Annotated in this window: 15 protein-coding genes and 1 pseudogene; 10 read left to right on the top strand and 6 right to left on the bottom strand. The window is 73.6% G+C overall.

Annotated features, from left to right (window positions below; all coding sequences use genetic code 11):
* Positions 1–6 precede the first annotated feature (6 nt).
* The 4 genes from pcaH to pcaDC are packed head-to-tail and all read left to right on the top strand — an operon-like array spanning position 7 to position 3,861.
* Entirely contained in the window at positions 7–777 is a 771-nt protein-coding gene (gene pcaH / locus ACZ4NT_RS22190) for a protocatechuate 3,4-dioxygenase subunit beta (RefSeq protein WP_121407208.1), read from the top strand.
* A gap of 5 nt (positions 778–782) precedes the next feature.
* Entirely contained in the window at positions 783–1,346 is a 564-nt protein-coding gene (gene pcaG / locus ACZ4NT_RS22185) for a protocatechuate 3,4-dioxygenase subunit alpha (RefSeq protein WP_467727098.1), read from the top strand.
* Positions 1,343–2,716: a 3-carboxy-cis,cis-muconate cycloisomerase gene (gene pcaB / locus ACZ4NT_RS22180; RefSeq protein WP_467727096.1), complete on the top strand. Its 1,374-nt coding sequence runs from the start codon at positions 1,343–1,345 to the stop codon at positions 2,714–2,716. Before pcaG ends, pcaB begins: the two co-directional genes overlap by 4 nt.
* Positions 2,713–3,861, top strand: coding sequence for a bifunctional 3-oxoadipate enol-lactonase/4-carboxymuconolactone decarboxylase PcaDC (pcaDC, locus tag ACZ4NT_RS22175; protein WP_183117088.1), 1,149 nt, complete (start codon positions 2,713–2,715; stop codon positions 3,859–3,861). Before pcaB ends, pcaDC begins: the two co-directional genes overlap by 4 nt.
* Positions 3,862–4,102: 241 nt before the next feature.
* Here the strand turns inward: pcaDC and ACZ4NT_RS22170 are convergent, their stop codons facing one another.
* Positions 4,103–6,775 (bottom strand): AAA family ATPase, encoded by a 2,673-nt coding sequence (locus tag ACZ4NT_RS22170; RefSeq protein WP_121407205.1) that lies wholly within the window; start codon positions 6,773–6,775, stop codon positions 4,103–4,105.
* A 260-nt stretch (positions 6,776–7,035) separates the two neighbouring features.
* On the opposite strand from ACZ4NT_RS22170, the gene ACZ4NT_RS22165 reads away from it, so the two are divergent.
* From ACZ4NT_RS22165 to ACZ4NT_RS22155, 3 genes are all read left to right on the top strand, one after another.
* A complete protein-coding gene (locus tag ACZ4NT_RS22165) occupies positions 7,036–8,331 on the top strand; it encodes an MFS transporter (RefSeq protein WP_467727093.1) in 1,296 nt (431 codons plus the stop codon).
* Between the two features lie 4 nt (positions 8,332–8,335).
* Complete coding sequence (locus tag ACZ4NT_RS22160) at positions 8,336–9,493, top strand: anhydro-N-acetylmuramic acid kinase (RefSeq protein WP_467727091.1); 1,158 nt, start codon at positions 8,336–8,338, stop codon at positions 9,491–9,493.
* A gap of 124 nt (positions 9,494–9,617) precedes the next feature.
* The gene (locus ACZ4NT_RS22155) at positions 9,618–10,589 is read left to right on the top strand and encodes a DUF2510 domain-containing protein (RefSeq protein WP_467727089.1); all 972 of its coding nucleotides are present in this window, start codon (positions 9,618–9,620) and stop codon (positions 10,587–10,589) included.
* A gap of 156 nt (positions 10,590–10,745) precedes the next feature.
* Here the strand turns inward: ACZ4NT_RS22155 and ACZ4NT_RS22150 are convergent, their stop codons facing one another.
* Complete coding sequence (locus ACZ4NT_RS22150; RefSeq protein WP_121407201.1) at positions 10,746–11,357, bottom strand: TetR/AcrR family transcriptional regulator; 612 nt, start codon at positions 11,355–11,357, stop codon at positions 10,746–10,748.
* A 232-nt stretch (positions 11,358–11,589) separates the two neighbouring features.
* Between ACZ4NT_RS22150 and ACZ4NT_RS22145 the strand changes: the two genes are divergently transcribed.
* On the top strand, positions 11,590–12,501 hold the full coding sequence (locus tag ACZ4NT_RS22145) for a phosphatase PAP2 family protein (RefSeq protein ID WP_467727087.1): 912 nt from the start codon (positions 11,590–11,592) through the stop codon (positions 12,499–12,501).
* A complete protein-coding gene (locus ACZ4NT_RS22140; RefSeq protein ID WP_467727085.1) occupies positions 12,498–13,445 on the top strand; it encodes a DMT family transporter in 948 nt (315 codons plus the stop codon). The genes ACZ4NT_RS22145 and ACZ4NT_RS22140 overlap by 4 nt, the downstream gene beginning before the upstream one ends.
* A gap of 83 nt (positions 13,446–13,528) precedes the next feature.
* On the opposite strand, the gene ACZ4NT_RS22135 is transcribed toward ACZ4NT_RS22140, so the two are convergent.
* Both ACZ4NT_RS22135 and ACZ4NT_RS22130 read right to left on the bottom strand, forming a co-directional pair.
* Positions 13,529–14,422, bottom strand: coding sequence for an LURP-one-related family protein (locus ACZ4NT_RS22135; protein WP_121407198.1), 894 nt, complete (start codon positions 14,420–14,422; stop codon positions 13,529–13,531).
* Positions 14,423–14,474: 52 nt separating this feature from the next.
* Positions 14,475–16,526 (bottom strand): phosphocholine-specific phospholipase C, encoded by a 2,052-nt coding sequence (locus ACZ4NT_RS22130; protein WP_121407197.1) that lies wholly within the window; start codon positions 16,524–16,526, stop codon positions 14,475–14,477.
* A 271-nt stretch (positions 16,527–16,797) separates the two neighbouring features.
* On the opposite strand from ACZ4NT_RS22130, the pseudogene ACZ4NT_RS22125 reads away from it, so the two are divergent.
* Positions 16,798–17,260 (top strand): annotated as a pseudogene (locus tag ACZ4NT_RS22125) (SDR family oxidoreductase); the annotation flags it as partial.
* Between the two features lie 30 nt (positions 17,261–17,290).
* Here ACZ4NT_RS22125 and ACZ4NT_RS22120 read toward each other — a convergent pair.
* Entirely contained in the window at positions 17,291–18,277 is a 987-nt protein-coding gene (locus tag ACZ4NT_RS22120) for a pyridoxal-phosphate dependent enzyme (RefSeq protein ID WP_121407196.1), read from the bottom strand.
* Between the two features lie 124 nt (positions 18,278–18,401).
* The gene (locus ACZ4NT_RS22115) at positions 18,402–19,181 is read right to left on the bottom strand and encodes a hypothetical protein (RefSeq protein ID WP_121407195.1); all 780 of its coding nucleotides are present in this window, start codon (positions 19,179–19,181) and stop codon (positions 18,402–18,404) included.
* Positions 19,182–19,252 lie beyond the last annotated feature (71 nt).

Here is a 19,252-nt window from a genome sequence, read left to right as displayed (position 1 = left end):
CGCCCCATGGCTCTCACCCAGTCGGACATCGACATCGAGGTCGACGAACTCCAGGACGCGTACGACAAGGCCGTGGCCGCCGGAGCACCGGTCCGGCACCACCCGCCGCGCGGGTACGCGCCGTACCGCAGCTCGGTGCTGCGCCATCCCAAGCAGCCGCTGGTCGCCGTGAACGGCGGGGACCCGGAGACGGTCGAGCTGTCGGGCCCGGTCTTCGGCGCCACCGACACCACCGAGATCGACAACGACCTCACCGTCCAGCACCAGGGCGAACCGCTCGGCGAGCGCATCACCGTCTCCGGCCGCCTCCTGGACAGCGACGGCCGTCCCGTACGCGGGCAGCTCGTCGAGATCTGGCAGGCCAACGCCTCCGGGCGCTACGCCCATCTGCGCGACCAGCACCCGGCACCGCTCGACCCCAACTTCACCGGGGTGGGGCGCACCCTGACGGATCATCAGGGTCGCTACACCTTCACCACCATCAAGCCGGGCGCGTACCCGTGGCGCAACCACACCAACGCCTGGCGGCCCGCCCACATCCACTTCTCGCTGTTCGGGACGGCGTTCACCCAGCGGCTCGTGACGCAGATGTACTTCCCGAACGACCCGCTGTTCCGCCACGACCCGATCCTGCGGTCGGTGACCGACGAGTCGGCCCGCAACCGCCTGGTCGCGGCGTACCACCACGACCTGTCCCGGCCCGAGTTCTCGCTCGGCTACGAGTGGGACATCGTCCTCGACGGCCCCTCCGCCACCTGGATCGAGGAAGGACGTTGACCGCCATGAGCGAGAAGCTTCTCCCCACCCCCTCCCACACCGTCGGGCCCTTCTACGGGTACGCGCTGCCGTTCCCCGACGGCGGGCAGGTGGCACCCAAGGGGCACCCCGACACCCTCACGCTGCACGGGTACGTGCTCGACGGCGCCGGCGCCCCGGTCCCCGACGCCCTGTTGGAGTTCTGGCAGGCGGACCCGGACGGTTCACTGAAGGGGGCGCCCGGTTCCCTGCGCCGCGACCCGGTCACCGGGGGGTACCTCGGCCGCAACGGCACCGACTTCACGGGCTTCGGGCGGGTCGCCACCGACGCCGACGGGCACTACGCCCTGCACACGCTGCCCCCGGGCAACACCGGACTGCCGTACATCAGCGTGTGCGTGTTCGCCCGCGGTCTGCTGCACCACCTCTTCACCCGCGCCTACCTCGCCGACGGCGCGGACCCCCTGCTCGACTCGTTGCCGCCCGAGCGGCGCGCCACGCTGATCGCCGCCGAGGGGGCACATCGCACGTACCGTTTCGACATCCGCCTTCAGGGCGAAGGCGAAACGGTCTTCCTGGAGTTCCAGTGACAGCTGCCGACCCTGCCGAGCACGACGCCGGTCTCCTCGCCCCCGGACGGGCGGGCTCCGCGGCGGAGGCCGCGACCGGCGACACCGCGTATCTGCAGGCGCTGCTCGACGCGGAGGCCGCGCTCACCCGTGCGCAGGCGTCGCTGGGCCTGGCCCCGGCGCGGGCGGCCTCCGCGGTGGACGCGGTGGCCGACGCGGCGCTCTTCGACGTACGGGCCCTCGCGCTGCGCGCCGGGGCCGGCGGCAACCCGGTGATCCCCCTGGTCGGGGAGTTGACCAAGGCGGTCGGCGAGGAGTTCGGCCCCTACGTCCACCGGGGCGCCACCAGCCAGGACATCCTCGACACGGCGGCCATGCTGGTGGCGGTGCGCACCCTCGGCCCGGTCCTGGCCGACCTGGACCGTACGCAGGCGGCGCTCGCCCGGCTCGCCGCGCGGCACCGGGACACCGTGATGCCCGGCCGGACCCTCACCCAGCACGCGGTGCCGACCACCTTCGGCCTGAAGGCGGCGGGGTGGCGGTCGCTGGTGCTGGACGCCCGGGACCGGCTCTCGGCCGTACGGGCCTCGCTGCCCGCCCAACTCGGGGGCGCGGCAGGTACGTTGGCCGCGTTCACGGTGTTCGGCGCGGAAGCGGGCCCCGAGGGCACGACTGCCGGGTCCGTCGACACCCGGGCGCTGACGGCCGCGTACGCCCGGGAGCTGGGCCTCGCCGAACCGGCGCTGCCCTGGCACACCCTGCGCACGCCCGTCGCGGACCTCGCCGGGGCCCTCGCGTTCACGGCCGGTGCGCTCGGCAAGACCGCCGTCGACGTGCTCACTCTCGCCCGTACGGAGATCGGCGAGGTCGCGGAGGGCACGGGCGGCGGATCCTCGGCGATGCCGCACAAGGCGAACCCCGTGCGGGCCACGCTGGTGGCGGCCGCGGCCCGGCGGGCACCGCATCTGGCGGCCTGCCTCCACGCGTCCATGGCCGCCGAGGACGAGCGTCCCGCCGGTGCCTGGCACGCCGAGTGGGAACCGCTGCGCGATCTGCTGCGGCTGGTCGGCGGCGCCGCCCGCGACGCCGCGGAACTCGCGGAGGGACTGCGGGTGAACGAGGACGCCATGCGCGCGCACCTCGGCCTCACCCACGGGCTGATCGTCTCCGAGCGGCTCGCCGCCGCGCTCGCCCCGGTGCTCGGCCGGGCCCGCGCGAAGGAACTGCTGACCCGGGCCGCACAGCGGACCGCCGCCGAGGACCGGCCGCTCCTCGACGTGCTGCGCGAGGAGCCCGAGCTGAAGGAACTCGACCTGGCGGCCCTCACCGATCCCACCCGCTATTCCGGCTCCGCCGGAGCCCTGACCGACCGCGCCCTGGAGCGACCTTGACCACCGAGCCGTCCGGCAAGCTGCTGCACCACCGCGCCGAGGGGCCCGCCACGGCTCCCCCGCTGCTTCTCGGCCCGTCCCTCGGCACCTCCGCCGCCCTGTGGGACGAGGTCGCGCCGGAGCTGTCCGTCACCCACCGGGTGATCCGCTACGACCTGCCGGGGCACGGCGGCTCCCCTGCGGACCTGATCGGCGCCGGCGCGACGGTCGCCGACCTGGCGGAGCTGGTCCTGTCGCTCGCCGACTCCCTCGGCATCGGCCGGTTCGCGTATGCCGGCGTGTCCCTGGGCGGCGCGGTCGGTCTGCACCTCGCCGTGCACCACCCGCAGCGGGTGTCGTCCCTCGCGGTCATCTGCTCCTCGGCGCACTTCAACGGCGCGAAACCGTGGGAGGAGCGGGCCGGGCTGGTCCGCCGGGACGGCCTGGAGCAGCTCGCGGCGACCGCCGACAGCCGCTGGTTCACCCCGGGGTTCACGGTGCCGCGACTCGTCGAGGACCACCGGCGGGCGGACCCCCTGGCGTACGCCGCCTGCTGCGACGCGCTGGCCTCCTTCGATCTGCGCGACCGGCTGGCGTCGATCACCGTGCCCACCGTGCTGATCGCGGGCCGGGAGGATCCGGCGACACCGCCGGCGCATCTGCGCGAGATCGCGGACGCGGTGCCGGGCTCCTCGCTCACCGAGATCGCCGGCGCCTCGCATCTGGCGCCCGCGGAGCGCCCCGAGGCCGTGATCACCGCGCTGCGCGGGCACTTCGGGGCCGAGGCGCGGCGCGGCATGGAAGTGCGCCGCCAGGTCCTCGGCGACGCGCACGTGGACCGAGCCCAGGCCCGGCAGACTCCCTTCACCGCCCGCTTCCAGGACTTCATCTCGCGTTACGCGTGGGGCGAGATCTGGACCGACCCGACCCTGGCCCGCCGCGAGCGCAGCATGATCACGCTGACGGCACTGGTGGCGCACGGGCACCTCGACGAGCTGGCGATGCACGTCCGGGCGGCCCTGCGCAACGGACTGACACCGGAGGAGATCGGCGCGGTCCTGCTGCAGACCGCGGTCTACTGCGGTGTCCCGGCGGCCAACGCGGCCTTCGCGGTCGCCCAGCGGGTGCTGGCGGAGCAGGAGGCGGGTGGGGAGGAAAGTTCCTGACCGCGCCCGGGGTTCCCGCGGCGGGCCGGGTCGGCGGCCCGCCGCGGGGCGGGGCCGGGCGCACGGCGCGGGAGCGGCCCGTGGGGTGTCGTCGGGATCGCGCCCGATCAGGCCGCGGCGCATGGTGCGGTGCCTCGTACGGCGGCGCACGACCCGCGGGCCGGGGGCGTTCTCGGGGGATGCGGCAACACGGCGAGGTGCCGTGCCGGGCGCCGCGGACCCGGGCTGATCCGAACGCCCCCTACAGTCCCCCGAGCGCCTGTTCCGCCGTCTGCACCCATCCGTCCGCCCCGCACGAACGGGCGAGGGTCAGGCCCTTGTTGAGCTCGGCGGCCGAGCGGGACGCGATCCCGTACTCGATGCGGGCCGCCGCGTGTTCGTACTGGCAGGGAGACGCCTCCAGGTAGGCGACCGCCTGGGCCGCCAGCCGTACCGCGCGCTGCCCCGACTCCAGGGCGGCCGCGCAGCGGAGCGCCTCGCCGATGGCGGTGTCCGTACCGAACCGCTCCGCCTGACGGCGGGCCTCGGCGGCAAGCGCGGCGGCGCGCACCGGGTCGTCGGTGGCCAGCGCCCTGGCGAGGTCGACGGCCCACGGGGCGAGCACGGTGTTGTGGTGGCCCCGCGAGGTGGCCGCCTTCTCCGCGGCCTCCAGTTCGTTGATGCCCTCCTTCGTGCGGCCCACGGCGAGCAGCAGCCGCCCGCGCACGGAACGGGTGTCGGGAAGCACGATGGTCGAGGGGTACGGCGGCGCGAAACCGTAGCGCTCGGCGATCTCCTCGGCCTCCTCGACATGGCCCCGGGCGAGCAGGGTGTCGATGAGCCCGCAGGTCGCGGACCAGTACAGCGGCAGTCCGCGCCCGACGCGCTCGGCGAGGCGCAGCGACTCGCGCTGGGAGGCCTCGGCATCGACGAGACGGCCCCGCCTGCGGTGCGCGAGGCCCAGGTAGGCGTGCGCGAGCGCGAGATGGCCGCCGCTCCAGCCGGCCGACTCGTAGGCGCGCAGGGCCTCGCTGAACAGGCTCTCCGCGCGGTCGAGCCGGTCCGCGTAGGCGTACGAACTGCTCAGCATCATCAGGAGCTCGATGCCCCACTCGGTGTCGGTCCAGCCGAGGCCGGGGGCGAGACGGCCGTTGACGAGGGCGCGGTCGCAGAGTTCCGCGACCTCCTCGGCGTTCTCGCCGTGCATCATCGCGTCGAAACCGCGCAGGATGAGCAGGGCCCGCTCGGAGTTGTCCCGGCCGGTGCACGTCCTGACCAGTTCGGCGAGGCCGTGGGAGCCGCCGGAGGCGCCGTCCTCACCGGCGTGGATGCCTTCCCACATGTAGTGGACGGCCTGCAGCCGCATCCGGGCCGGCCCCGGTTCCAGGCGGGCGACCTCGGCGTCGACCGTGCGGACGGCCTCTTCCAACTGGTCGTTGTGCAGCAGGGCCTGGGACAGGCGGTAGACGGCGTCGACGCGCAGTTCGCCCTCCAGGCCCTGCATCTCCAGGGCGGCGCGCAGATGGCGGATGGTGCGGGCGGGCGCGGTCAGCAGCGTGGCGCAGCCGAGTTCGTAGAGCACCCGGGCATGGGTGTCCGGCAGCGGAGGCTCCAGGAGGGCCCGCTCCAGGCATCGGCGGGCCGCGTCGGGTGCGCCGACCGCGAGGTGTTCACGGGCGGCCTCGCGGAGTTGTTCGACCAGCTCCGGGTCGTCGTCCGGGTGCACTTCGAGGAGGTGGCGGGAGGCAGCGGCGGCTCCGCGTCCGGAGTCGGTGACCGCCCACGCGGCCTGTCCGTGCATCGCGGTGCGCAAGGCGTCGGGGATCGAGCGGTAGACGGCGCTGGCGATGAGCGGGTGCACGAACTCCAGCTCGCCCTGCGGCACTTGGCCGTTCCCCGCGGACTGGGCGGTGGTGAGGATACGGGCGGCGCCGAGCAGTTCGGCGCAGCGCACCGCCTCGTCGCGCGGCATCCCGGCGAGCTGGGCCGCGAGGTCCAGGGAGATCTGGGTGCCGAGGATCGCGGCGGCCCACGCGAAGCGGGTCGCGTCGATGCCGAGCCCTTCGAGGCGGGCGACGAGACCGCGGCCGCGCGCGGAGCGGTTCAGGGCGCGCAGTTCGGCGGCCGACGCCTCGACCGGGTCCAGATCGCTGTCCTGCACCTTGGCGAGGAGCTCCACGGTCTCGTACGGGTTCCCGCCGGTGACCGCCCAGACCTCCCGGCAGAACGGCGCGTCGGCGTGCTCGCCGAGGGTGGCGCGGGTGAGTCCGGCCGTCGCGTCGGGGGTCAGCGCGCTCAGCGTGGTGACCGGGCGGGCCGCGGCGGCGACCGTGTCGAGGAGGCGGGCGCTCTCGCCGCTCACGTCGCCCGGACGGCGGGCGACCACGACGAGGACGGACAGGTCGTCCAGCCGCTCGGCGAACGCGGCGAGCCACCGCAGCGTCTCCTGGTCGGCCCAGTGCGCGTCGTCTATGAGCAGCACGAGCGGCCACTCGCGCTTGGCGAGCCGCCGCACCGCGGCGACCAGGCCGTCGCACACGCCCTGCGGGTCGGGCTGCCGGTCGCCGGGCTCGGTCACCCCGAGCGCGGGTCCCGCGATGTCGTACCAGTCGCCCAGGTACTCGCGTGCCTCCTCCGGCATCAGCGAGACGAGGGCGGGCTGCAGCAACTGGCGCACCACGTTGAACGGGACGGACGTGACGGTCTCACCGCCGCGTGCCGACCACACCGTGCAGCCGCTGCTCTCCGCGAGGCGGCGGGTCTCGGCGAGGAGTGCGGTCTTGCCGAGCCCCGCCTCGCCGGTGAACACCAGCAGACTTCCCGAGGACGCCGAGTCCGCGCGCAGCGCCGCGACCGCGCGCCGGACCGTGGCGACTTCCTCGTCGCGCTCCCACAAGGAGGCCGAGGCGGCCACCTCGGGCCGTGCCTCCGTCATCCCGCTACCTCCCCAGGTCGCCCAAACGACGTACAGACATCGAGCCTAGCCGTCCGGCAGCCGAAACGGTGGCCGGTCCGGGCACCCGTTGCCTTCACGGGTGACGGCCGGTGTCCGAAGGCGACGCCGCGGGGCCCCGACCAGCCCCGGTGAAAGTTATTGACAGTCGACAGCGGTGAAACTGAAGCTGACTTTCCCTCAGGGAGGGTGCCGGTCCGCTTCGAGGGGCCGGTCCGTATCGAGCCACGGGAGGACCCGCGATGACCGTCCCCGTGCACGGCCCGGAGGAACGCACCGCGCGGCACCCGCACTCCCGCAGGGCCCTGTTCGCGGGCTCGGTCGGCAACTTCATCGAGTGGTACGAGTTCGGCGTCTACGGCTACTTCGCCACGATCATCGCGGCCCGGTTCTTCACGCCCGAGGGGGGCGGCGAGGCCGAGGCGCTGGTGAAGACGTACGCGTCCTTCGCGCTGGCGTTCTTCTTCCGGCCCGTGGGCGCCGCGCTGTTCGGCCGGCTCGGCGACCGGATCGGCCGTCGTCCCGTCCTCGTCCTGGTGATCGTGCTGATGACGGCGGCGACCACCCTGATCGGCGCGCTGCCGACGTACGCCACGGCGGGTGCGCTCGCCCCCTGGCTGCTCACCCTGCTGCGGGTGCTCCAAGGCCTGTCCGCGGGCGGGGAGTTCGGGGGCGCGGTGTCGGTGATGACGGAGTTCGCCCCGCCGGGCCGGCGAGGGCTCTACGGGGCGTGGCAGTCCTTCACCGTCGCGCTGGGCCTGCTGGGCGGGGCCGCCGTGGCGGCGCTGCTGGCCGGCGTGCTCACCGAGGGGCAACTGGGCGACTGGGGCTGGCGGCTGCCGTTCCTGCTGACGCTGCCGCTGGGACTCGGCGCGCTGTGGCTGCGGTTGCGGCTGGAGGAGACGCCGGCCTTCCGCCGTGCGGAGCGGGGGCAGGAACCCGAGACTCCGTCCGCCGCCGAGGTCACCCGGGCGATCGTGCTGGGAGCCGCCCGGATCATGGGGTGGGCGGCGGCCGGATACACCTTCCTCGTGGTGCTGCCGTCCTATCTGCAGAGTTCGCTCGACGCCACGTTCCAGCAGGCCCTGCTCGCCACCGTCCTCGCCAACCTCGGCTTCGCCGCCACGATCCTGCCGGCGGGCCTGCTCAGCGACCGGATCGGACGCCGCCCGGTGATGCTGGCGGGCGCGGTACTGGTCGCCGTGGCGGCGATTCCGCTGCTCGACCTGCTCCAGGACCAGGGGGCTTCGCACGCGGTGAAGGGCGCCGCGGTGTTCGCGGCGGGCGCCGTCGTCGGGCTGATGGCCGGGCCGGGACCCGCGATGCTCTCCGAGATGTTCCCGACACGGGTGCGCCACACCGGCCTGGGACTCGCCTACGCCCTGTCCAACGCGGTGTTCTCCGGCTGCGCCGGCCTCATCATCACCAAGACGATCGAGCGGACCGGAAACGTGGACGTTCCCGCGTACTACGCGGCGGCGGCCTGTGCCGTCAGCGTCCTCGCGCTGGCCACTCTCCGCAACGAGAAGGGGAGTTGAGCGGGTGCGGGTGATCGGCCTGATGTCCGGCACGTCGTACGACGCGATCGACGCGGCGGCGGCCGAGCTGACCCTCGACGGGGACGCGCTCACGCTGCGGCCCCTCGGTCTCGTGAGCGAGGGCTACGACAGCGGTCTGCGGGCGGCGCTCGCGGGAGCGCTGCCCCCGGCCACCACCAGCCTGGCGGAGGTCTGCCGCCTGGACACCCGGATCGGGCAGGCCTTCGCCCGGGCCGCCGTGCGCGCCGATCGGGAACTGTGCGACGGCACGGCCGAGTTGGTCGCCTCGCACGGCCAGACCGTCTACCACTGGGCGGCGGACGGGCAGGTGCACGGCACGCTCCAGCTCGGGCAGCCCGCCTGGATCGCGGAGGCGACCGGGCTGCCGGTGGTGGCCGACCTGCGGTCCCGCGACATCGCCGCCGGCGGTCAGGGGGCACCGCTGGTGAGCCTGGTCGACCGGTGGTGGCTGCGCGGTCGGCCGGGCACCCCGGTGGCGCTGAACATCGGCGGCATCGCCAACCTCACCGCACCCGACGGGACGGCCTTCGACACCGGGCCCGGGTGCGCGCTCCTCGACGCCGCCGCGCGGGGCCTCAGCGACGGCCGCCTCGACTGCGACGTGGACGGCGCCCTGGCCGCCCGGGGCACGGTGCACGAAGGGCTCCTGCGACGGCTGCTCGACGAGCCGTACTACGCGGCGCCGGCGCCCAAGACGACCGGCAAGGAACTCTTCCATCCCGGCTATCTGCGGGACGCGCTGGCGGGCTTCGGGACGCTGACCGCCGAGGACCTGATCGCGACACTGACCCGGCTCACCGCCCGGACGGTCGCGGACGCGGTGCGCGCGGTGCGGGCCACCGAGGTGATCGCGTCCGGCGGCGGCACCCGCAACCCCGTCCTGATGGCACAACTCGCCGCCGAACTGCCGGGGGTGACGCTGCGCGGCTCCGACGAGCTGGGCCTGCCGTCGGCGGCCAAGGAGGCGTACGCCTTCGCCGTCCTGGGCTTCCTGACCCTGCACGGGCTCCCCGGCAGCGACCCCGCCGCCACCGGGGCCCGGCATCCCAGCGTGCTCGGCTCGCTGACTCCCGGGCGGCACGGCCTGCGGCTGCCCCCGCCTCCGGACCGGTCCCCGGTGCGGCTGGTCGTGGTGCGGTGACGCCGTCCTCGGCCGTCGTGCCACGCGTTCCGGGGGCCGGAGCCCGGCGGGTGGGACGCCGGCGAGGTCACACTTCGGGAGCCCTCTCATCCGCCTTTCACCCGGGGCTCATACGGTGGGTCCCATGACGCAGGCGACTCCTCCCGGCTGGCATCCCGATCCGGGTCAGACAAGTGACGGTCCCCCCACCGAGCGCTGGTGGGACGGCAACGCATGGACGGACCAGACCCGCCCCGCCGGGTCGGCCGCTCCCTGGGGTCCCCCGGCGTACCCGCCGGCGGCCGGGGCCCACCCGGGAACCCCGGCGCGGCGCGGCGTGCGCACCGGGATAGCCGTGGCCGTCGCGGTCGCGGTCCTCGCGGGCATAGGCGGCGGCGTGTACGCGCTCACGAAGGGCGACGGCGGCAGCAACAGCGCCGACTCCCGGGGCTCCGGCGGGCAGAACGGCCGGGGCGGCACCGACGGGGGCCAGGGCGGCTCCGAGGGCGGCCGGGACGGTGCTCCTCCCGGCGGTTCGGGCGGTCCCGGCGGCGGGACCCCGGCCCCGGACGGGTCGGGGCAGCCGCCCACCGAGGACGGCTTCGCCACCGACGCCCTGAGCGGCATCGCGCTCCCGGTGCCCGACGGCTGGTCCGGCAAGAGCGGCCTGGGAGCGTCGGTGACCTCCGACGACTCCTACAAGTGCCCCGGCGACACCACGCAGGACTGCACGAAGGGCGGCGCCTACTCGGCGCCCGCCCTGGCGCTGAAGCTGAAGGCCACCACGGCCGAGGCGGCGGCCAAGGAGGACATCTCCAAGAACGCCGAGGAGTCCTACGGCGGCAAGACCTACGGCAGGATCACCTCGCACGAGGAGCTCGCCTCGAAGGCGGTCACCGTGGCCGGGCAGAAGGGCTACCTGGTCCGCTGGAAGGTCGTCACGAGCAAGGGTTCCGACGGCTACGTCGAGTCGCTCGCCTTCCCGGCGCCGGCCCGTTCCGAGCAGCTCGTCGTGGTCCGCTTCGGGGTCGACGTGAGCGAGAAGACGTCCGTCATCGACCGGATCACCAAGGGCATCAAGGAAGCCGCGGGCACCGGCAGCGGCGAGGACGTCTAGGCAGCCCGCCCGGCCGCACACGATGATGCGGCCGGGTGGGGCGCCCCTCCGCTCAAGAGGAACCCCACCCGGCCGGGGGGTGCGCGCCGCCCCCGTCCCCACGGTGCGGCGCGGACAGGCCGTCGTCCGGTCATCCCGCGGACGGCGGCCTGGGTCTCAGGTCAGGCCGAGGGCCGGGATCACGACCGCCTCCACGAAGCCCTCCAGGTAGTCCCCGTCCGCGTACCGGCCCTCCAGGACGGGGCGCACGCGCATGACGCCGAGCAGCTGAGCCGGGATGTAGTCCAGCGCAGGGTGGTCGGCGGCGATCTCACCACGCTCCACCGCACGCGCGATCATGTCCCTGAGCTCGGCCACCTCGGGTTCGACGAGGGCGTCGCGCAGCGCCTTCTGCAGCTCCTCGTCCTGCATCACGGCGTGCCCGAGCGCCTGCAGCAACTGGGTGTCCCCCGACCGGTCGCCCGCGGTGCGCGCCGCCGCGCGCAGGTCGCCCGCCAGTGAGCCCGTGTCGATCCCGCTGAACCGCGGACACCGGCTGGCACGCAGGGCGGCCGCCACGAACTGGGGCTTGGTCTTCCACTGGCGGTACAGCGTGGACTTGCTGCAGCGCGCGCTCGCGGCCACGCCCTCCATGGTCAGTGCCTCGTACCCGCACTCGCGGATCTGGTCGAGCACGGCGTCGTAGAACTCCTGCTCACGCTCGGGCGTGATCTTGGAGCGGCGCGAGGCGACGACCGTCTCCGGTCCCTCCGCTGCCTGCGACGTCATGGCTCTTCTCCTCGCTCGTGTCGGCGGTCCACTGCACCTGCTCGTCCAGTGTATCGATACGCCAGTGTACCGGTACGCAGACGTATCGGTACACTGGCGTACCGGTACGCAGACGTATCGGTACACTGGCGTATCGATGAGTCCTGGACAGGTCCCACTCCCGGCGAGTGGGCCTTGTCCTGGGCTCACCACGCACCACCCCACGCAAGACCGTCAGCAAAGGGGCCGGGGGATGGAATCCCAGACCGAGCCTGCAGACCGGCCGCCGGACGCGGCCACCCGCCTGCCGCAGCCGCGGCACACCCCCACCGGAACGGCGTCTCCCGCAGCGTCGGAACCGCGGGACACCCCCGCCGCACCGCCGTCGCGGGAGCCTTTCGCGCGCCCGCCGCTCGTCCGCGAACTCCTGCTCGTCGTCGGGCTCTTCGTCGTCTACAAGGCCGGCCGCGGGCTGGCCACCGGCCACACCGGTGAGGCCTTCGCCAACGCCCACCGCGTCTGGGACTGGGAGCGGGCCGCCCATCTGCCGGGCGAGGGCGCCGTGCAGGACGCCCTGCTGCACGGCGACACGCTCGTGCACCTTGCGAACACCTACTACGCGACCGTCCACTTCCCGGCCACCGCGGCGTTCCTCGTCTGGCTGTACCTCAGGCGCCCGGCGCACTACGTGTGGGCCCGCCGGGTCCTCGCCGCGGTCACCGCCGCGGCCCTCGTGCTGCACCTCGCGTTCCCGCTCGCCCCGCCGCGGATGCTGGGCGGCACGGGACTCCTCGACACGGGGCAGGTGTACGGACCGACGGTGTACGGGGCACAGCCCGCGACCGACTCGATGGCGAACCAGTTCGCCGCGATGCCGTCCCTGCACTTCGGCTGGGCGCTGATGGTCGCGATCGGCCTGATCGCGGCGACCCGGTCCCGGTGGCGCCGGCTCTGGCTGCTGCACCCGCTGCTGACCCTGCTGGTGATCGTCGGCACGGCGAACCACTACTGGCTCGACTCGATCGTGACCGCCGCACTGCTCGGCGTCGCCCTCGCCGTGATCCCGCTTCCGCACCGGACGCTGTCGACCGCCGGCCGCAACCGTGCGCCCGCCGGCGCCGGTCAAGCGGAGTCCGCGCCGGAGCTCGTGGGGGCCGGACGATGAGCGCCACCCTTGCCGCGGTCGTCCTGTCCCTGTTCTCGGCGGTCGCGTACGCGGCGGCCGCGGTGGCCCAGGAGCGGCTGGCCGCCCGGGCCGCCGACACCGGCGTCCTGCGCCTGCTCCGCGACGGCGCCTGGTGGTGGTCGGTGACCCTGAACGCGTCCGCCGCGCTGCTGCACGTGGCGGCCCTCAAGTACGGGCCGCTCACTCTCGTGCAGCCGCTCGGTGCGCTCACCCTGGTGGCCGCGGTGCCGCTGGGCGCCCGGGTGGCCGGGCGCCGCGTGAGCCCGGTCGAGTGGCGGGGCACCGCGCTCACGCTGATCGGGCTGGGGGCCCTGCTCGTCACGGCCTCGGGCCCGGCGCCGGACGACATCCTGAGCGTGCCGCAGGCCCTGGGCGTGGCCGCGACGACCGCGGTGGTCATCGGCGCGCTGTCCCGGCCCGGCGCCCGGCCCGGGCTGCGCCACGCGAGCGCGTCCGGCTTCGCCTCGGGAGTCGCCTCGGCGCTCACCCAGACGGTGACCGTCGCCGCGACCGACCGCACCGGACCGCTGCTCAGCGCCGAGGTCGTCGTGGTGGCGCTGCTGGTGGCCGCGTTCGCGACGGGCGGTCTGCTGCTCTCGCAGACCGCGTACCGGGGCGGACTCGGCGCGCCGCTCGCCGTGGTGACGCTGGCCAACCCGCTGGCGGCCGCCGCGATCGGGCTGTCCCTGCTGGGCGAACGGCTCCAGTACGGCGCGGCGGGTGTGCTGCTGGCCGCGGCGGGAGCCGGGGTCGCCGCCTGGGGTGTGGTGACGCTGTCCCGTTCGGGCCCCGAGCCCGCGGCAGCGGAGGACCACCCGGTCGCCGCGGTACTGGCCCTGGAGCCCGGGTCGGCGGCGTCCGAACCCGCGCTCGTACCCCGTCAGCCGGCTCGACGCGCGAAGCGGCACCTCACCCGGCTGTGACCGGCGCGGGCCGCCGCGGCCGACATGCGGCTGCCCCCGGACGCCTCACGTCCGGGGGCAGCCGAAGACCGGCGTCGCGGGGGTCAGCCCAGTCCGCGGGAGTCCTGCTTCAGCGCCGTGTCGACCGTCAGCGCGGTCGCCACGACCAGGCTCAACAGGGGCTCGGGGAGCTGGTAGTGGATCTGCAGGACGTAGTTGTCGGCCGTCGTGAAGAGCGTCTTCGCGAGGCCTTCCCAGGTCTTGGTGATCCGGGCGACCTCGTTGTCCGCGTGGTCGACGATGGCGAAGTTCCAGGCGCGCCAGTTCTCCGCCTTGATGGCGCCTATCTGCCGGCCGTCCGCGTTGATCGCGAAGTTGATCTTCCCGATCATGTTCTGCTGCACGATCTCGCCGACGGGCTGTCCGTCCGGACGCGCCACGAGCACCCGCGACTTGAGGAACTTGCGGGGCCGCGTCAGCAGCAACTGCGGCTGGCCGTACGCGTCGCGGATCTCCAGCTTGTGCGTCATGAACTGGTCGAGGCTGGAGACGAATCGAAGGATCTTCTTCAGCGCGTTCTGGCCGACCTGGACGACCGAACCGAGCTGGTTGCCCTGCTGGTCCATGACCTTGTACTCGTTGGTCAGCTCGATCAGCTTGGCCTTCTGGTTCACCACCAGGACCGGCTCGGAGAACAGGGTGCCGCCACCGGCACCGCCGCCGGCCACCCCGGCCTGCTGCTGCACCTGACGCTGCACGCGTGCGTCCGCGCCCGCGGCGGGCTGCTGGACCGGCGGGCCGCCGTACGCCTGCTGCGGCTGGTGGGCAGGCTGCTGCGGAGCCGCCTGCGCCTGCTGCGGAACCTGCGGGGCGCTCTGCCCCTGCTGGTCGGCGTTGGTGTGCTGGGTCCACTGGGAGCCGTCCCAGTACCGCAGCGTCTGGGCCGCCCCATGGGGATCCGGGTACCAACCTGCAGGTGTGTTCGAATGCGTGGTCACCGGGGCACACTACCTCGCTGGAGACGGAAAGGAACGGGGGGCCGGGTAACCATCAGGCGGTCAGGATCGCAGGGTCGCTGACACCCGGTCGGCCGTTCTCGACATGTCCGGCGAACCGGCGCAGAAACGCCGGATCCGCCTCGGACGTGACGCTCAGGTCGTACCAGCGTCGGCCGGCCCGGAGGTCGACCGTGTGCTTCACCGTCGCACCGGCCCGCACCCGGATCGACTGCGCCCGTCCGCCGTAGCCGTCGGTGAGCCGCAGACCGACCGTGCCGGAGCCGTGGTTGGTGAAGGTGAGCTGCAGGTCGTCCCCCGCGTGCCGCGCGGTGACCTCGGGTCCCGCCGTCCGGCCGGGTCCCCGGAATGTGCGCAGGAAGCCGTTCGGGCCGTGCACCGTGAGGTCGTACGAGCCGCCCGAGTAGGCCGAGTTCCAGGTGTCCGCGACGGTCCTGCCGGCCTCGGTGGTGTAGGTCCAGGGCCCGTCGGTGCGGTTGCCCGACGTGACGAGGAAGGCGGCGCCGGCCTTGGCGCCCGAGGCGAAGGTGAGTGTGAACTTCCCGGCCGCCACGTCCGCCGAACCGTCCACCACCGGTGCGTACTTGAGCGGGCGCGCCGGGCGGGAGCCGCGTTCCTGCCTGGGCAGGGACGGGGTGGCGGGGGGCGTCGGAACGTAGTCGGGGTGCCGCTCGCGGTCCGGCGGCCGATAGCCTTCCGTGTCCGGCAGGGCGACCGGGGCCGTGTCCTTGCGGGAGAAGTCGAACGCGGAAGTGAGGTCGCCGCAGATCGCGCGCCGCCAGGGCGAGATGTGCGGCTCGTGCACCCCGAAGCGGCGCTCCATGAAGCGGATGACGGAGGTGTGGTCGAGGGTCTCGGAGCAGACGTAACCGCCCCGGCTCCAGGGCGAGACCACGATCATCGGCACGCGCTGGCCGAGCCCGTACGGCCCCGCGACATGGCCCGCGTCCCCCGGGTGGAGGTCGGGGCCGACGTCGACCGTGGACCGGCCCTGATCGGCGGACTGCGGCGGGAACGGCGGCACGACGTGGTCGAAGAACCCGTCGTTCTCGTCGTACGTGATGAACAGCGCCGTCCGGCCCCACACCCCGGGGTCGGAGGTCAGGGCGTCCAGCACCTGGGAGATGTACCAGGCCCCGTAGTTGGCGGGCCAGTTGGGGTGCTCCGTGAACGCCTCCGGCGCCACGATCCAGGAGACCTGGGGCAGCTTCCCGCCCTTGACGTCGGCCTTCAGCTGATCGAAGAAGCCCTCGCCCCTGCGGGCGTCGGTGCCGGTGCGGGCCTTGTCGTACAACGGGTCGCCGGGCTCGGCGTTGCGGTACTTGTTGAAGTAGAGCAGCGAGTTGTCCCCGTAGTTGCCCCGGTAGGCGTCCGGGATCCAGCCCCAGGAGCCGGCGGCGTCGAGGCCGTCACCGACGTCCTGGTAGATCTTCCAGGAGACCCCGGCCTTCTCCAGGCGTTCGGGGTACGTCGTCCAGTCGTAGCCCACCTCGTCGTTGCCGAGGACCGGCCCGCCTCCGGTGCCGTCGTTGCCCGTGTAGCCCGTCCACATGTAGTAGCGGTTCGGGTCGGTGGAGCCGATGAACGAGCAGTGGTAGGCGTCGCAGATCGTGAACGAGTCGGCGAGCGCGTAGTGGAACGGAATGTCCTCACGCGTCAGGTACGCCATCGTCGTGGCCGACTTGTTGGGCACCCACTTGTCGTACCTGCCCCGGTTGAAGGCGGCGTGGCCGTCGTTCCAGCCGTGCGGGAGGTCCTGGATGAACTGCAGCCCCAGGTCGTCGGCCTCGGGCCGGAACGGCAGCACGTCCTTGGTGCCGTCCGACTGGTACCAGACGGACTTCTTCCCCGACGTGGTCGCCACCCGCGGGTCGCCGAAACCGCGAACACCACGCAGCGTTCCGAAGTAGTGGTCGAAGGAACGGTTCTCCTGCATCAGGACGACGATGTGCTCGACGTCGTCGATCGTGCCGCTGCGGTACCCGGCGGGTATCGAGGCGGCCTTGGCGATGCTGTCGGACAACGCGGTGAACGCCGCGGTACCGCCCGCGAGTTGCAGAAAACGACGCCGATTCACTGGAGGCATGGGGGGAGGACCTCTGTCCTGACGGGGCACGGATGGCCGGCTGCTGAAGGAACGTGCGCGAAAGGAGTGTTCCAAGAGCACCAAACGTCAGGGAAGGGCTCTGTGGCTTCCACGTGAAAGTCGTCGGTACGTGAGACCAACGGGTTTCGGCCACCGCGCCCCGCCGGCCGCCGGATCGCCCCGCACGCGGGCGGGACCGGCTCCCGCAGCTACCGATCGCCGGACGTCGGCGGACACAGGGGCCTTCGCGCGACGCCTGCCCGAAAACGTCGTCGTTCTGTCCATCGTCGGCTTGGATCAGGTGCCCGAGCTCGACTACTACCGCGCCAAGACCCTTCAGGAGGACCTGCTCAAGGCCGGCCCGGTCCCGTACTCCATCGTCCGCGCCACGCAGTTGGTGGAGTTCACGGACGCCGTCCTCCCCTGGACCGCCGACGGGGACACCGTCCGGCCCGCCGCGCACCCCGGTCCAGCCGATCGCCGCGGCGGACGTCGCCCCCGCAGTCACCGACGTCGCCGCCGGACCGCCGCTCGGCGGCACCCTCGACGTCGCCGGTTCCGACGTGTACCCGCTGGACGAGCTGGGCCGGATCACCCTCGCCGCCCGGGGCGACGGGCGGACGGTGACCACCTACGAGACCGCGGGCATGTTCGCCGCGGTCCACGGCGACGTCCTCACCCCGAAGGGCGGTGCGCGCATCGCCCCGACGTACCACACGGACTGGCTGAAGTAGCCGCGGCGTCGCGCCCCGCCCGCCGAACCGCTATGCCATCCGGCCCGCAAGCTCTCCGGCGATCTCGTGGCCGAACAGCCCGGGCAGCCCGCCGGTGTGCACGAACACCGTGCGCCGGCCGGGCCGGATGTCGCCGTCCGCCACCGCCGCCGCGAGGCCGGCCAGGGCTTTGGCGGTGTAGACCGGATCCAGGATGACGCCCTCGCACCGGGCCGCCGCCTCCAGCGCGGAGGTGGCGGCGGGGGTGAGCACGCCGTACCCGGCGCCGGCCTGGTCACGGCGCAGCCGCAGCGCGGACACCTCGACGGGCTTGTCCGCCACCGCCCCCACCAGCCCGGCGACCCGCGCGGGCAAGTCGTCGACGGCGCCGACGTCGACGCCCAGGACCCGCTCCGACCCGAGTGCGGCGACCAGGCCCGCCATGGTGCCGCCGGAGCCGCCGGCGACGACCACGTGCTCGACGTCGGGCAGCTGCTCGCGCAGTTCACGGCCGCCTTCGAGATACCCCAGCGCTCCGTTGCGGTCGCTGCCGCCGAAGGGCAGCACCTCGACGCGTTCCCCCTCCTCCGCCAGCTCCCCGGCCGCGGTGGCGACGGCGAGGTCCAGGCCCGCGGCGTCGACGTCTCCGGCCCAGACGACCCGGGCGCCGAGCAGCCCCTCCAGCGCCAGATTGCCGGTCCGCCCCTGCGGGCCGTTCCCGCGCAGGACCAGTACGGCGCCGAGCCCCAGCCGCCGCGCCGCCGCGGCCGCGAGGCGCGCGTAGTTGCTCTGCCCGCCGCCGCTCGCCACCAGGACGGTCGCTCCGCGGCTCACCGCCTGGCCGCAGCCGAATTCGAGCTTGCGCACCTTGTTGCCACCGCCGCCGAGACCGCTCAGGTCGTCGCGCTTGAGCCACAGGTCGCCGGGATCGAGCCCGAGGTGCGCGGCCAGCCGCGGAGCGGACTCCACCGGAGTGGGCCAGGTCCCGAGAAGCACCCGGGGAGCGGAGCCGCTTCCCCCCTCTTCGCCGATGGTCATGATCGTCCTTCCTCGCGCGACGCCGTCCGCATGTACCCGAGCCGGAGGATACGGCCGCCGGCCGCGCGTCCCGTGCACCGGCGGGGTGGTGGACGGGATGCACGGCCGGACGGCTTCGACCTCGCTACGGGCAGCTCTCCTCGAACTTGACCGCGGTGAACTCGACGGGCCTGCCGCCCAGGGAGGCGCCGGCGGACGGGGTCTGCGTGCACACCTTCCAATTGGACTCCATCAGCACCCAGCGGTCCTCCGGCAGGGCGTCCTTCACGGTGATGGAGGTGCCGGAGTCGAGCGCGGCGCGAGCCGCCTTCACCGACTTGCCCGCGAAGTCCGGCATCGTGCCGCCCTTCACGGCCGGCGGCTTCTCGTCCTTCGCCGGGCAGGTCTCCGCCAGCTTCACCGCGCCGAAGTCCAATTCCGTGTCCGTGGGCTCGGAGGTACCGGCCTTCACGTTCTGGCTGCACACCTTCCAGTTACGGTCGAACGCCTGCATCCGGTCCCGACCGAGCGCGTCGTGCGAGGTCAGCGCGTGGAAACCGGCCTGCTGCGCCGTGTCCTGGGCGGATTGGAGGCCCATTCCGACGAAGTCGGGCACGCTCGCCTTCTCGTCCTTGTCGGCGACGGGTTTGTCGTCGCTCGCCTGCTTCCCCCCGTCGCTCTCGGCCGGCTCCGGCGCGACGGTCCTCGTGACCGTGACGGTGGGCTGCGGCTCGGCCCGGCCGGCGGCGCCGGTCTTCTCCTGCTCGGCGTTGCCCGAGGTCCCGATCCCGACCCCGACGAAGAAGACGAGAAGCGCCGCCGGGACGGCGATCCGCTTCCGCGCCCATCCCGGCTTGCCGCCCGGCGGCCCCATCGGCGGTCCGGCGAACGGCGGCCCCACGGGCGGCGGCTGACTGTACGACATGTATCCCCTATACGTCGGTTGGTGCCAGATGACCGTAAGGGGCGGGATGCCTCGCCAGGAAGCTCCGGGAG

The sequence above is a fragment of the Streptomyces sp. NPDC026417 genome, from assembly GCF_055567695.1.
Note: the sequence above shows the minus strand (reverse complement) of the source record. Positions and strands in the feature narration are given on the sequence as shown.

Excerpts from the sequence above, each read along its gene's own strand:
- ACZ4NT_RS22120 (WP_121407196.1), bottom strand. The coding sequence starts at position 18,277 with ATGACCATCGGCGAAGAGGGGGGAAGCGGCTCCGCTCCCCGGGTGCTT.
- ACZ4NT_RS22170 (WP_121407205.1), bottom strand. The coding sequence starts at position 6,775 with ATGACGGAGGCACGGCCCGAGGTGGCCGCCTCGGCCTCCTTGTGGGAG.
- ACZ4NT_RS22140 (WP_467727085.1), top strand. The coding sequence starts at position 12,498 with ATGAGCGCCACCCTTGCCGCGGTCGTCCTGTCCCTGTTCTCGGCGGTC.
- ACZ4NT_RS22115 (WP_121407195.1), bottom strand. The coding sequence starts at position 19,181 with ATGTCGTACAGTCAGCCGCCGCCCGTGGGGCCGCCGTTCGCCGGACCG.
- ACZ4NT_RS22155 (WP_467727089.1), top strand. The coding sequence starts at position 9,618 with ATGACGCAGGCGACTCCTCCCGGCTGGCATCCCGATCCGGGTCAGACA.
- ACZ4NT_RS22150 (WP_121407201.1), bottom strand. The coding sequence starts at position 11,357 with ATGACGTCGCAGGCAGCGGAGGGACCGGAGACGGTCGTCGCCTCGCGC.
- pcaG (WP_467727098.1), top strand. The coding sequence starts at position 783 with ATGAGCGAGAAGCTTCTCCCCACCCCCTCCCACACCGTCGGGCCCTTC.
- pcaH (WP_121407208.1), top strand. The coding sequence starts at position 7 with ATGGCTCTCACCCAGTCGGACATCGACATCGAGGTCGACGAACTCCAG.
- ACZ4NT_RS22165 (WP_467727093.1), top strand. The coding sequence starts at position 7,036 with ATGACCGTCCCCGTGCACGGCCCGGAGGAACGCACCGCGCGGCACCCG.
- ACZ4NT_RS22130 (WP_121407197.1), bottom strand. The coding sequence starts at position 16,526 with ATGCCTCCAGTGAATCGGCGTCGTTTTCTGCAACTCGCGGGCGGTACC.
- ACZ4NT_RS22145 (WP_467727087.1), top strand. The coding sequence starts at position 11,590 with ATGGAATCCCAGACCGAGCCTGCAGACCGGCCGCCGGACGCGGCCACC.